This is a genomic window from Micromonospora sp. CA-244673 (genome assembly GCF_050948395.1).
Taxonomy (GTDB): Bacteria; Actinomycetota; Actinomycetes; order Mycobacteriales; family Micromonosporaceae; genus Micromonospora.
This window is the reverse complement of sequence record NZ_CP192019.1, coordinates 4,546,163-4,558,969: the sequence shown is the minus strand read 5'-3', so window position 1 is coordinate 4,558,969 and position 12,807 is coordinate 4,546,163. Positions and strand designations below refer to the sequence as shown.

The 12,807-nt window shown below is 75.0% G+C and carries 12 protein-coding genes; 3 read left to right on the top strand and 9 right to left on the bottom strand.

What is annotated here, in order from left to right; all coding sequences use genetic code 11:
- Positions 1 to 94: 94 nt before the first annotated feature.
- Positions 95 to 865, bottom strand: a complete 771-nt coding sequence (gene ddaH, locus ACQP12_RS21250; protein ID WP_433281354.1) for a dimethylargininase — start codon at positions 863 to 865, stop codon at positions 95 to 97.
- Positions 866 to 939: 74 nt separating this feature from the next.
- On the opposite strand from ddaH, the gene ACQP12_RS21245 reads away from it, so the two are divergent.
- Complete coding sequence (locus tag ACQP12_RS21245; RefSeq protein WP_433281352.1) at positions 940 to 2,034, top strand: nucleotide disphospho-sugar-binding domain-containing protein; 1,095 nt, start codon at positions 940 to 942, stop codon at positions 2,032 to 2,034.
- Positions 2,035 to 2,073: 39 nt separating this feature from the next.
- Here ACQP12_RS21245 and ACQP12_RS21240 read toward each other — a convergent pair whose 3' ends face one another.
- Positions 2,074 to 2,808: an alpha/beta fold hydrolase gene (locus ACQP12_RS21240; protein WP_433281350.1), complete on the bottom strand. Its 735-nt coding sequence runs from the start codon at positions 2,806 to 2,808 to the stop codon at positions 2,074 to 2,076.
- A gap of 26 nt (positions 2,809 to 2,834) precedes the next feature.
- Positions 2,835 to 3,188: a cupin domain-containing protein gene (locus tag ACQP12_RS21235; protein WP_357943606.1), complete on the bottom strand. Its 354-nt coding sequence runs from the start codon at positions 3,186 to 3,188 to the stop codon at positions 2,835 to 2,837.
- Between the two features lie 238 nt (positions 3,189 to 3,426).
- Between ACQP12_RS21235 and ACQP12_RS21230 the strand changes: the two genes are divergently transcribed.
- The gene (locus ACQP12_RS21230) at positions 3,427 to 3,576 is read left to right on the top strand and encodes a spore photoproduct lyase family protein (RefSeq protein ID WP_433281347.1); all 150 of its coding nucleotides are present in this window, start codon (positions 3,427 to 3,429) and stop codon (positions 3,574 to 3,576) included.
- A gap of 57 nt (positions 3,577 to 3,633) precedes the next feature.
- Here the strand turns inward: ACQP12_RS21230 and ACQP12_RS21225 are convergent, their stop codons facing one another.
- The 3 genes from ACQP12_RS21225 to ACQP12_RS21215 are packed head-to-tail and all read right to left on the bottom strand — an operon-like array spanning position 3,634 to position 4,990.
- Complete coding sequence (locus ACQP12_RS21225; protein WP_357943602.1) at positions 3,634 to 4,113, bottom strand: SRPBCC family protein; 480 nt, start codon at positions 4,111 to 4,113, stop codon at positions 3,634 to 3,636.
- The gene (locus tag ACQP12_RS21220; protein WP_433281345.1) at positions 4,110 to 4,433 is read right to left on the bottom strand and encodes an ArsR/SmtB family transcription factor; all 324 of its coding nucleotides are present in this window, start codon (positions 4,431 to 4,433) and stop codon (positions 4,110 to 4,112) included. The genes ACQP12_RS21225 and ACQP12_RS21220 overlap by 4 nt, the downstream gene beginning before the upstream one ends.
- 56 nt (positions 4,434 to 4,489) lie before the next feature.
- Positions 4,490 to 4,990, bottom strand: a complete 501-nt coding sequence (locus ACQP12_RS21215; protein ID WP_433281343.1) for an RrF2 family transcriptional regulator — start codon at positions 4,988 to 4,990, stop codon at positions 4,490 to 4,492.
- 127 nt (positions 4,991 to 5,117) lie between these two features.
- Here ACQP12_RS21215 and ACQP12_RS21210 point away from each other — a divergent pair, with 127 nt between their 5' ends.
- Positions 5,118 to 5,858, top strand: coding sequence for an SDR family oxidoreductase (locus ACQP12_RS21210; protein ID WP_433281341.1), 741 nt, complete (start codon positions 5,118 to 5,120; stop codon positions 5,856 to 5,858).
- Positions 5,859 to 5,885: 27 nt separating this feature from the next.
- Here ACQP12_RS21210 and ACQP12_RS21205 read toward each other — a convergent pair whose 3' ends face one another.
- The 3 genes from ACQP12_RS21205 to ACQP12_RS21195 form a co-directional block, all read right to left on the bottom strand.
- Positions 5,886 to 8,144, bottom strand: a complete 2,259-nt coding sequence (locus ACQP12_RS21205) for a hypothetical protein (protein WP_433281339.1) — start codon at positions 8,142 to 8,144, stop codon at positions 5,886 to 5,888.
- 269 nt (positions 8,145 to 8,413) lie between these two features.
- Positions 8,414 to 11,488, bottom strand: a complete 3,075-nt coding sequence (locus ACQP12_RS21200) for a hypothetical protein (protein WP_433281337.1) — start codon at positions 11,486 to 11,488, stop codon at positions 8,414 to 8,416.
- Complete coding sequence (locus tag ACQP12_RS21195) at positions 11,485 to 12,771, bottom strand: MFS transporter (RefSeq protein WP_433281335.1); 1,287 nt, start codon at positions 12,769 to 12,771, stop codon at positions 11,485 to 11,487. The genes ACQP12_RS21200 and ACQP12_RS21195 overlap by 4 nt, the downstream gene beginning before the upstream one ends.
- Between the last annotated feature and the right edge of the window lie 36 nt (positions 12,772 to 12,807).

Below are 12,807 nucleotides of genomic sequence, written 5' to 3'. Positions count from 1 at the left end.
GCGAGGGGTGTCCAGGTGCTCCGGACGTGGCCGGAGGATGACGGTTCACTGCGAGTGACCTGGGTCACATCATGGGGCCGGCGCGGGCCCTCGATCAGGCGCGGGGGACCAGCACGCTCAGGCAGGTGACGCAGCCCTCGAGCTTCTCGTACTCGGCGATGTCGACGACGACCGGCGCGAAGCCGAGGTCCGCCACGAGCGCCGCGGTGCGCGGCGCCGACGCGGCCATCAGCACGAGGTCATCCCCGAGAGGTACGACGTGGCAGCCGGCCTCCTCGTCGACCGCGCGCACCGGCCCCCGCAGCGCGGTCGTGTCGAGCAGCTCCGGCAGCGCGAGGAGGGTGCCGTCGGGCAGCGCCGTCACGGCCGACTTGAGGTGCAGCACCTCGCGCAGCGGGACCGGGACCACCGTGCGCCCGCGGGTCGCCAGGTGGGCGCGCAACTGGTCGATGCCCGCAGCGTTCGTGCGGCCGCCCCGGCCCACGTACACCGTGGTGCCGATCTGCAGCACGTCACCGCCGTCCAGCGTGCCGGGAGCCTCGATGCGCACGACCTCCAGCCCGGCCTCCCGTACCGCCTTCTCCGTGCCGGCGACCTCCGGCCGGCGCTCCGGCGCGCCCGGCCGGGTCAGCACCGCCAGGTCGTCGCAGACCACGACGGTGTCCTCGACGAACACGGCGTCGGGGCAGTGGTCGGCCGGGTCGACCTCGCGCACCTGCCAGCCGGCCCCGACGAGCGCGGCCCGGTACGCCTCGTGCTGGCGCCGCGCCCGCGCGACATCCACGTCGCTGCGCTCGATGTGGGTGACCAGCCCCTCGGCCAGCCGGTCGCCGGGTCGCCGGACCAGGGCGATGCCTCGCGTCATGCCAGCAGTCTGCCTGCTGCCGCTGCCACCGTCCACGGGGCGACGAGGGCGCGCGTCGTGGGTTTCAATGGGCCATGCGCGTCCTGGTCGTCTCCGCGCCGCTGCAGGGACATCTGCTGCCGTTGCTCCCGCTCGCCCTCGCCTGGCGGGACGCCGGCCACGACGTGCTGGTCGCGAGTGGCGGCGACGCGCTCACCGTCGACCTCGGCGGCCTGGCGGCGCACGACATCGCGCCGGGGTTCGCCTTCGGCCGGATCGCCGGCCGGGTGCTGCTGCGCCATCCGCTGCTCGCCCGAAGGGAGCTGGCCGGGCGTGCCGGCACCGCGGTCGTCGGTGAGCTGTTCGGCGCCGCCAACGCCACGTTCGCGGACGCGGTGGTCGCGCTGGCCCGGCGCGAACGGCCCGACCTGATCGTCTACGAGCCGCTGGGCGTGGCCGGGGGCGTCGCCGCCGAGCACCTCGGAGTTCCGGGCGTGCTGCAGGAGAACAACCTGTTCCCCGCCGCCGATCTCGTCGCGGCCGTGGCGGCGAGCCGGCCGATGAGGCGGCACCGGATCGGCACGCCGGCGGCCACGATCACCGTGTCACCGCCGAGCCTGGCCGGGCCGAGACCGGGGCTGCCCATGCGGGCGGTGCCGTACTCGGGCGGTGGAGCGGTGCCGGCCTGGCTGCTGAGCGCCGGAGGGCGGCCGCGGATCGTCGTGAGCCGCAGCACCGTCGCCGGTCCGGGCGGCGGCGACCCGACGGCGGCGATCATCGCGGCCGCGCCCGCGGTGGACGCCGACATCGTGCTCGTCCGGCCGCCCGGCCGGCTGCCGCGGCTGTCGGAGAACGTCCGGGTGGTCGGCCGCGTGCCGCTGGACCGGGTGCTCCCGCACGCGACGGCGTGCGTGCACCACGGCGGGGCGGGCAGCGTGCTGGGCGCCCTGGCGGCCGGCGTGCCGCAGCTCGTCGTGCCCGGCCCGGGCGACCGGCGGCACAACGCCGAGGTGGTCGCGCGGCGCGGCGCCGGTCTCGCGGTGGCGGCCCGGCGCATCACGCCGGACGTCCTGACCCGGCTCGTCACCGACGCGGCGCTCAGGCAGGCGGCGGGCGAGGTACGCGACGAGATGGCCGCCATGCCGCCGCCCTCCGACGTGGTGACCGGGCTGACCGCGCTCCTCCGGTGACCCGCTCCCGGCGCGAGCCACGGTGCCGGCCCGATGCGATCACCGGGAGACGCCGTCGAGCGCCTGCATGATGACGTCGGTGACCGCCTGGGGCTGGGTGACCATGACGACGTGGGAGGCGTCGATCCGGGTGATCGTGGCGCCGGCGCGCTCGGCCATCTGGAGCAGCGCGTCGCTGCCGGCGGCCCGGTCGCCGGTGGCGACGGCGGCCCAGGAGGGAAGCCTCTTCCAGGCGGGGTTCGTCGTGGGTGTGGAGAAGGCCAGCGAGGAGACGGGGCGTTGGGTGACCGCCATGACCGCGGCATCCTTCTCGGCGACGTCGGCGGCGAACGCGTCGTGGAACTTCGCCGGGTCGATGAGGAACTCCGTCTCGGTTCCCGAGGCGGTCGGATACTGCATCGGCACCAGCGCCGAGGTCAGCACGCTGTCCTTCGAGCCGCCCTCGATGTCCATCAGCGTCTCGCCGTCCTCAGGAGCGAAGGCGGCGACGTAGACCAGGCCCACGACGTTGTCGACCCGCGAGGCGGCGCTGGTGATGACCGCCCCGCCGTAGGAGTGGCCCACCGCGAGGACCGGGCCCGGCGTCTGCTGGAGGGCGCTCGCCACATATGCGGCGTCCTCGGCGAGGCCGCGCAGCGGGTTGGGTACCGCCTTCACGGCGACGCCCGCGGCGGTCAACCGCTCCACCACCCCGTTCCAGCTGGAACTGTCGGCGAAGGCGCCGTGCACCAGGACGACCGTGGGCCTGCCGGGACGCGCGGAGGTGCTGGTCATGTTGGGTCCTTTCGATCGACGGCAGGTCAGTCACACGGCGTCACCAGGGGCTGCGTCTCGTCGACCAGGTACGTCGAGAGCATCATGGTGGTGACGTCGGCCGTGATGTTCCGGGCGTTGTGGACGACTCCGGGCGGGATCAGGAACGGCTCCCCGGCGCGGACCGTCAGGGTGGGCCGGTCGTCGAACTCCATGGCGATCACCCCGTGGATGAGGAACCCCACCTCCTCGCCGGGGTGCCGGTGCCGCCCTGACGCCAGCCCGACCGGGATCTCGAACAGGGTCTGCACGATCAGCCGACCCGGTACCGAGGCCGGGTGCCGCTGGAGTTCGGTACGCCGGACGGTGGGCGGCTCCGCGACGCCGGGTTGGTGCGACATGCCCGTCTCCTGTCCAGTCGATCTCCGCGCTCGCCCGCGGTCCGGGAGGCGCGCGGCACCGGGGACGTGGCGTTACCCGCCGCCGGTCGAGACATGCCCGGCCCCGGCAGGATCAGCTCCACGGGTTGACGGGAGGGGAGCGGGTAGACGCGCCGGATGAAGCGGGACAGCGACTCTGTCGACGTCGACGAGCCGCTCGCCGTGGACCTGTCCCCGGCATCCGCGTACCCGTCTGGAGATGGACGAGGAGTCCCGCCGCCGCAAGCACGGAAAGTTCGGCGCGGTGAAGTATGTCTACCCGCGCGAGACGATGACGGAGCTGCGTACCTGGTTCGAGCGGGAGTTGGCCGCCCGGGTGCCGGCGTGCCGGGTGCTGTACTGGACCTGACCCCGGCCCGTGACGGTGTGGGGACGCTCCCGTACGGTCGCGCCCCCACACTTCCGGTCAGCGGTCGGTGAACAGGGCGGCGTACCGGGTGAGGTAGAGCGGCCATCCCTCGTCGTGGCCGACGCCGTCGCGGACGGACTGCCAGCCCGGGCCATGCCGGTCGAGGTGGCGGTGTTCCAGTTCGACCCGGGTGCGGTGCGGGGTCTCGGCCACGAAGCGGACCTCGACCTCGCTGGTGTTGTCCGGGTCGGTCTCGACCTGCCACTGCGGGCTGATGTCCCAGCTGAACACCACCCGGTCCGGCGGTTCGTAGGCGAGCACGCGCGCCCAGCGGCACTCGCTGCCGTCGACGCCCCGGTCGTAGATGTGGCCGCCGACCTTGGGCTCGAACACGGTCTCCGCGATCGCCGCGCCGAGCAGGTTGTGCTCCGGTGGCTTGAAGTCGCCGAACCGCTCGGTGAACACGGTGAACGCCCGTTCCAGCGGCGCCTCGACGACGATCTGCCGGCGGACGACCGCGGCTGTTGGCTCGGTCATGGGGTCTCCTCGGTCGGTTGTTCGACGACGTCCCGGTAGCTGTCCAACGCGCGGTGCCAGAACGTGTCGAGCTGGTCCCGTAGCGCGGCCACGCCCGCCGGGTTGAGCCGGTAGACCCGGCGGGTGCCGGCCGCCTGGTCGCTGACCAGCCCCGCGTCCTTGAGGACCTTGAGGTGCTGGGACACCGCCGGTCGGCTGATCGGCAGATCGTCGGCGAGCTCGCCGACCGCACGGGGTCGCTCGGCCAGGCAGGCGACGATGGCGCGCCGGGTCGGGTCACCCAGGGCGTCCCACCCGTCGCCCGTTCGGTAAGTAGCCACGAACGGTAAGCTATGACTTACGAAGCCGCGAGTCAAGGCCCGCCCGGAGCGCGGTCCTACGCGGTCGCGGTGCCGCCCCCGTTCGGCCCGCCGAGCCAGTCGCGGATGCCGGCGAGCGCGGTGGGTCCGTAGTCGTCGTCGACGTCGCGGGCGAGGTCCGCGATGGAGACGGCCCGGAGGGCGGCGCGCCAGGCGGTGTCGGCGCCGGCCATCGCGCGGGCGATCGGGCACGGCCGGGTGCAGGCCTCCGCCGGTGTGGCCAGGGGGCCGCGCTGGCGGATCTCGGTGCACACGAACGCGGGCTGGTCGCCGTCGACGGCGGCGACCACGTCGAGGATCGTGATCAGTTCGGGTGCCCTGGTCAGGACGTAGCCGCCGGCCTTGCCCTGGACGGAGGTCACGAGGTCGGCGCGGGACAGGGCCTGCAACTGCTTGGCCAGGTAGCTGCCGGAGACGTCGTGCAGCTCCGCCAGCCGGGCCGCCGGCACCGGTTCCGTCGCCGTGGTCAGCACGACGCAGCAGTGCAGCGCCCACTCGACCCCGCCGGACAGCTTCATGTGGACCCCCTCTTGACTCGGACAAAGACTATCCGACTAGAGTCCCGGACAGAAGTTGTCCGAGTTCGAGACGTGATCTCGATGAAGCCGGCGTGCCGGGCGGGTACGTCGTGGAAGGGTGAGAGCCATGAAGCTCACAGTCATCGGTGGCACCGGACTGATCGGCTCACAGGTGGTCCGGAAGCTGGCCGCGGCCGGGCACGAGGCCGTCCCCGCGGCGCTGTCGACCGGCGTCGACCTGCTCACGGGTGCGGGCCTGGACAAGGCGCTGGAGGGCGCCGAGGTGGTGGTCAACGTCGCGAACTCGCCGACCTTCGACGAGGCCTCGCTCGACTTCTTCCGCACCTCCATGACCAACCTGCTCGCCGCCGGGGAGCGGGCCGGCGTCCGGCACCAGGTGGTCCTCTCGATCGTCGGTGTCGACCAGGTGCCCGAGCTCGACTACTACCGTGCCAAGACCCTGCAGGAGGAGCTGCTCCAGCAGGGGCCGACGCCGTACTCGATCGTGCGGGCCACCCAGTTCTTCGAGTTCGTGAACGCGATCATGTCCTGGACCTCCAACGACACCACCGTCCGCCTACCCGCCACCCGCATCCAGCCGATGGCCGCCGCGGACGTCGTCGACGCGGTCGTCGACGTCGCCACCGGCGCGCCGCTGAACGGCATCCGCAACGTCGCCGGCCCCGACGTCTTCACCCTCGACGACCTCGGGAGGATCACCCTGGCCGCACAGGGTGACGAGCGCACCGTCGTCATCGACGACAAGGCCGGCATGTTCGCGGTCGTCGACAGCGACGTGCTCATCGGCGGCCCGGACGTACGCCTGGCCCCCACGCACTACCGGGACTGGATGCGGTCCGCCCACTGACCTGGGCCGCACCCCTCGACCGGGGGGTCAGCGCGGACCAGGGGCCGGCGGCTCGCCGAGGCGCTCGACCAGCTCTTCCACCGCCTCGGTGAACGGCTGCGCGAACTCGGTGGGCCGGTGCCCCTGGATCGGCGGTGGGACGCTGTCGCCGGGTGGGGCCACCACGGCGACCGGGTCCCGCAGCCGGCGGTCCACCGTCGCTGCCGGGTCGCCGGCCCGGTCCGGCGCGGCGGGCGGGTGGGCGGAGAAGATCCAGCCGCCGACGGGGTCGGTGTCCCGCCACAGGTTCAGCCACCGCCAGCCGACCCGGGCGCCGATCTCCTGCAGGGCCTCGTCGTCGACGTAGGCCGGGAAGAGCCGGGCGTAGAGGCGGCGCAGCGGCGACCCGTAGGTGAGCAGCGCGACCCGGCCGCTGACCCGGGGTGGCAACTGCAGCACCGTCGCGGCGGCCAGGACCGAGCCGTGGCTGTGCCCGGTGAGCACGACGGCGTTGCCGCGCTCCACGAGGTAGGTGATCCGCCGGGCCAGTTCCGGCACGGCCCGCTCGGAGTAGCAGGGCGGCGCGAACGGGTGGGCGGCCCGGGGCCAGAACGTGCCGAGGTCCCACAGGATGCCGACATGGCGCCGGAATCCGCTGGTCCGGTAGGCGAAGATCGCGCCGAGCACGAGGCCGACGATGATCGCCGCGATCAGCCAGCTGCCGAACGCGAGGGCGAAGGTGACCAGGTCGGCCGGCACGCCGACGTACCGCTCGACGACGTCACCCGGCCACAGCTTCAACAGGCCGATGGTGGTGGTGGCCGTGCCGATCCCGGCGAGGCCGGCGTAGACCACGGCGAGGGGTATCAGGTTCTCGGTGAACCGGGCCCGGGCGATCGCCTTCCGCACCTGCCGCAGCCGCGGCCCGGCTTCCGGCGGTGCATCGGGGTAGTCACGCGCGACGACCGCCGCCGCGGCGCGGAACCGGCGCGGTCGCGAGATCACGGTCACCAGCCCCGCGACGACCAGGGTGATCAGCACCGTGCGGAAGAAACCGAAGATCGCCCACGTGCACGCCCGCGGCGCCCAGTCGGCCACACCCACCGCGGTCGGCGCGTCGCGGTCCAGGAAGTCCGCCACCCGGTAGACCAGTTCGGCGGAGTACGCCACCGCGAGGCTGATGGCGGCGGCCGCGATCGCCAACGCTCCCAGCCCGAGCAGCGGCGCGGCGCCCGCCCGCCGGCTCCGGAGCCGCAGCCGGAGCAGCGCCGCTCCCAGGGCGGCCAGCAGGGTCGTCTGGGTGACGAACAGCCAGGTGAGGATCGCGTCGAAGCCGGGCAGGCCGCCGCCCTCGGGCCAGGGGGCCGGGCCGGTCAGGACGTGGGCCGCGACGACGGCGGTCAGGACCAGGGCGACCGTCCGCAGCGTGCCGGTGATCCGGTCGAGCCGCCGGTCCGTGGCGGCCCGGTCGATCAGCGGGGGCGCGCAGAGCAGGACCGCGCAGGCGACCAGGACCGTACCGGTGACGACCGCCAGCGCGACGGTGGCGGGCGAGGCGCCGGGCGCGGCCCGGGCGGCGAGCAGCGTGACGTCCAGCGTCGCGAACGCCGCCGCGACGTGGATGGAGCGCAGCCGGCCCACCAGGGGTTCCGCGTCCCACCGGCCGACGGCGCCGAGCCGGTGCCCGGAGATCGCCGCCTCGGGAGGGCGGAACGCCTCGAACACCCGCCCCGGGCGCGTGCTGGCCCGCCAGAGCAGGCCGACGGCGGCGGCCGGCACCAGCGCCAGCACGGCGAGCCGCAGCCCGACCGGCCGCCCACCCAGCCAGGACAACCAACCGCGCCCGGCCAGGCAGTGCGGCGAGCTCATGCACTTCCACGCGATCAGGTCCAGCGCGACACCGGCGGCGGCGAGCACGTACAGCGCGGTGATTGTGAGGGCCAGCAACCGGCACAGGGACCGGGTGGTCGCGTCGGAGCCCCGGTTCGCCGGGCGCATCCAGATCGCGACGTTGACCAGCATGAACGGCAGCAGGAACACGAGCGCCACGGTCCGGGCCATGGTCCCCGCGGGCAGGTCACCCCAGCGGTACGCCTCCAGCGTCACCCGCCCGGTGCGGCCCGCGCCCGGCTCCTGGCGACCGGCCCGGTAGAAGCCCCCGCTGCGGTCGCCCGCGACCTGCTCGATCTGCGGCAGGGCCAGGACCTGGCCGGCACTCGCCCGGGTGGCGGAGGCCCCGTGCACCCGCAGTTCCACCACGTCGTCGGACGGCTCCGGCCCACCCGGCCGCGCTGCTGCATCGGACATCGGCCCCCCGAGCCGTCCTGGGGGATCCGAACCGGGTGGACCCGGCCGAGGAGCGCCCCGCCCATCGCGGCGGTCTACCCCACCCGGCCGGGCCCAACCTCCTCCCGGGCGGCTGCTCGCGTGCCCGGTCAGTCCGAACCCGTCAGGCGCTCCGCACCCAGTCGAGGCCGAACCGGGCGAAGACGATCCCCCCGACCAGCGTCGCGCTCGCGGTGGCGGTGCATCGGCCGGGCCCGGGCCGGACACCGTGCGGGCGGGTCGTAGGGCGGTCAGGCCGCCCGCCGGCCGGGGCGCATCGACAGCAGCAGGCCGGCGCCGGCCAGGGCGGCTCCGACGCCGGCGGCGTAACCCGGGAGGCCGGTAGGAATGCCCAGGTAGACCGTGATGCCGAGGATGCGGGACAGGCCCCAGGGCAGCAGCGCCATCTGGTCGTTCCACACCGTCAACGCGCGTTCCAGACCGATCAGGGCGACCAGACCGGCCAGCACGCCGAGCGGGACGCCCGCGGCGGTCAGGGTCAGCCCGACGACGCGGCGCCGCCGCACGGCGTACCGGTCGCGGAGGACGACGGCGGTGGCCACGAACAGCCAGCCGAACGCGGCGACCGCGGCCGTGACGTAGGCGGCGCGCAGGGCCGGCGCGGTCCAGAACGCGAACCAGTAGGCCCCCGGCCCGCGCCCGGCGAGCGCCGCCAGGAGCAGCACGCTGCGCAGCAGGGCGACGCCGCCCACCACGGCCCACAGGTGGAACGGATCCCGCCGGCCGACGGCGAGGCGGACGACGAGGGCGAACAGCGCCCACCCGCCGAGGCTGACCAGCAGGTGCGCGGGGGCGGCGAACCAGGTGAACACGAGCCGGCTCGCCACCAGGACCACGGCCGGGACCAGCCACACGAGAACCCGGTCCGCCCGGGACGCGGGCGCCGGCAGCGCGGCCACCCGCCACGGCCGGACCGTGCCCAGCAGCAGCCCGCGCGCGGCGGCGCCGCCGGGCCCACGCCCGCGCAGGCCGAGCAGCACCACCACCAGGATCAGCGCGAGCAGCGCCCGCGCGGCCCAGGCCATCGCCGGGTCCCGGTCCGCCCGTTCCGCGCCGAGGTCGGCGGCCGTGAAGTGGTACGCGGGCAGGTCCAGGTCGGCGCCGTAGCGCTGCCGGTGGACGTCCCGCGCGACCCGGTACGCGGACGCGGCGGCCCGCCAGCCGTCGTGGGCGGCCGGGGAGCCGGTGTCCAGCCACTGCGCGTGCCGCAGCACCATGGTCCGGTAGGCGGCCAGCGTCTCGAACAGGTTCACCTGGTAGTCGAGCGTGCGGGCGAAGTGCTCGCGCAGCCCGGCGTCCCGCCAGGTCGCCGGGTCGGTGGCGGCCACCAGGTCCCGCATGCGCCGGGCCAGCGTGACGGCCCGCGCACCCTCGTCGACCGCCTCCTCGACCCGGCCGCCGCTCACCGCGTAGATGCTGTCCAGGGCCGCCGAGTCGCCGGTCGGGATGTCCCACTCGAAGATCCACATCATCGGCGGCGGCTCCAGCCCGAGCGCCCGCACCGACCGGTCGGCGTACGGGCCGATGTAGAGGCCGCCGGTGACCGCCCGCCGGGACAGCGCCATGGCCTGCCCGATGGCGGCGACGGTGTCCGGGTCGGCGGAGAACGTGCGGTACGCCCAGTCCGCGGTGACCTGCGCCGGGTCGGCGTCAGGGTCCCAGGCCAGCCGCGCCACGGCGTACGTGTTGAGGTCGTACAGCTGCCAGAACCCGGTGCGCAGGTAGAGCGACATCGGTCCGGCGCGCAGCGGGCCGCCGTCCTGGGTCCAGTTCCAGACGCCCTCGACCCTCGGGTTGGCGGCGAGGAAGGCCCGCAGCGCCTGGCGGTGCAGCGGGCCGAGGTCGTTGGGCAGCGAACCGAACCCCTCGAACTCGCGCCGGGCCTGGAACTCCACGATGCGGCGGTGCGCGCCGGCCAGCAGGGTGGTGTTCAGCGGCAGGTGACTGTAGAAGTCGCCGAGGGTGTACTTGGTGGACACGATCAGGTGCTCGTCGTCGATCCCGCCCAGCACCCGCGCGTAGGACTCCGGGTTGGTGTGCAGGTCGCCGACGGCGCCCACGCCGACCGTCCAGGTCCGGAAGATGACCTCCCGGCCGGCCCTCCCCGCGGTGTCCACCAGCGCGCGCAGCATCGCGCGCACGGACGCCTCCGTGGTGACGGCGAGCTTCGAGGAGTAGTCCCAGCCGTCGGCGGCGTACACCTCGCCGCCCTCACCGACGCGGACCATCAGCCCGTCGACGAAGGGCATGCTCTCGAACAGCTCGGCCAGCCCGGCCTGGTAGACGGCCCAGAGCCGGGGATCGGCCACGTCGAGCCCGCCGACGGTCCTCGTGAGGTACGCCTCCAGCGGCGGCGACACCGCGAGCATGTCGGTGAGCAGGAAGACCTTCACGCCCATCTCCTCGGCGTACCCGAAGACCGGGCCGAACGCCGCGACCATGGCCCTGGCGCGGTCGACGTGGGTGTCGCCCGGCGGGTACACCGCGTGCCCGTCGCCGACCTTCGCGAACGTCACGTACTCCAGGAAGCCCGGCACGACGACGGCGTTGTAGCCCTGCGCCACCGAGTGGTCGACGAACTGCCGGAACTGCGCGTCGACGCGGGCCACCGCCTCGGCGTCCACCCACGGCGCCCTCGGCAGCAGCGCCGGCCCGACCACGTCGGTGTTCAGGTGGTAGTCGTCGCCCGCGGCGAAGGCGGCCGGGTCCGGCTCGCGGCCCACCGAGCCGGCGTCGGTGAGCCGCAGGCCGAGCCGGGGCGTGACGAGCCGGCCCGCGTCGGCGGCGGGCAGCGCCTCGGCGCCGGAACGGATCCGGTCGGCGAGCCGGTACAGCCCGGCCGCGGCGCCGGCGACATCGGTCCCGTCGACGGCGAGTTCGGCCCCGCGCACGCCGAGCCGGTAGGACTCGGCGGCCCCGGCCGGCGCGGGGAGCACGCCCGCCCGCAGCGTGGTCACCCTCGACAGGTCCGGAGCCCGCGCCGGGAGGGGGGTGCCCGCCGGCGTCGGCGCGGACGTCGTGACGGCCGGGCGGGGCAGGCCGCGCGCGGCGACGGCGTCGGCGACCGCGGCACCGGCCTTGCGGGTGCGGGGCTCGTCGGGCACGACCACGGACGCCAGCGGCGGCGCCGGTGCGGCGACCCGCCGCGGCGGGGCGGCGACGTCCTCGTGCGGCACGGCCGCGGGCGTGTGGCTCAGCCCGAGCGCGTCGCCGACGCCCCAGGCCACGCCCGCACCGAGCAACACCAGGACGATCGCGGCGGCGAGCAGCGCGTACGGCCTCCGCGCCGGAGTGACGTGAATCACGCTCGCATCGTAGAGGTGCCACCGCTGGGCCTCGTCCGCGCCGGCTGCCGGCCGGACCGGGCGAGCCGCAGGGCGGCGGCGACACCGGCGCCGAGCGCGATCGTGAGCAGCGCGGAGATGAGCAGGGTGTGCCGGCCGCCGACCGCGGCGACGACCGGTCCGCCCACCAGGGTGCCCAGCGCGGTGGCGGGGGTGGTCAGCGCGGTGCGGGCGGCGAGCACCCGGCTCAGGGCCTGCGGTGGGGTGTCGCGCTGGAACAGCGCCGTGGAGATGGCGGTGAACGGGCCGTAGACCAGACCGCCGACGGCGAGCCCGAGCAGCCCGGGCGCGACGGCGTCGGTGAGCCCGAGGGGGAGCAGGGCGGCGCCCCAGCCGACGACGATGCCCACCACGACCGGCCAGGGCGGGCGGTGCCGCAGCAGCGCCGCCCCGAGCGCACCGGCCGTCGCCCCGATGCCGAACACCGTCCAGTAGAGACCCAGCAGGCCCGGTGAGCCGTGCAAGCCGTGGGCGACGTGGACCGGCAGGGCCACCTCGACCGGGCCGTAGAGGAAGAAGAACGCGCAGGTGACGGCGATCAGCCCGAGCAGGCGTGGCCGGTCCAGGATGGTGCGCCAGCCGCCCGCCGCCGGCTCGGCCGGCGTCACCCCGAGGGCGGCGGCCCGCCGGCCGGAGACCGTCCACCCCGCCACGGCCAGCACCGCGAAGCTCAGCGCGTCGACCCCGATCACCCAGCCCGGGCCGACCAGCGCGGTCAGCCCGCCGGCCAGCGCCGGGCCGACCACGAAGGCGGCCTGGGCGAACGTGGACAGCAGCGCGTTGCCGGTGAGCCGGTCCTCCTCCGGCAGCACCTCGGCGACGAGCGTGTACGCGCCGGCGTTCCCCCACGCGTGCAGCAGCGAGGACACCGCCAGCAACGCCACGTACGCCACCGGCTCCAGCAGGCCCGCCACCGCCAGGACCGCGACCGCGCCGAGCGCCACGGCTCGCACCGAGGCGTCCGCCGCCACCAGGTGCGCGGCGCGCATCCCCCGGACCAGCCGGGCGAGCACGGCCGCGCCGATCGGGGCCGGCAGCGCGTACGCGGCCACCGCCAGCCCGGTCCAGACACCGGCCTGGCCGGCCGGCGCGATCTGGACCGCGAGCCACGCCACCGCGACCATGCTCATGCCGTCGCCCAGGGCGGAGACCAGCATTCCGGGCAGGAGCCGGCGGAGCACCGGCTGTCTCAGCAGCCGCCCGACCGAGCCCGCCCACGAACGCACACCAGACCCTGGGTTCATCTCCGCCACTCCGTTCCCCGTCGCCGATCTGCCTGC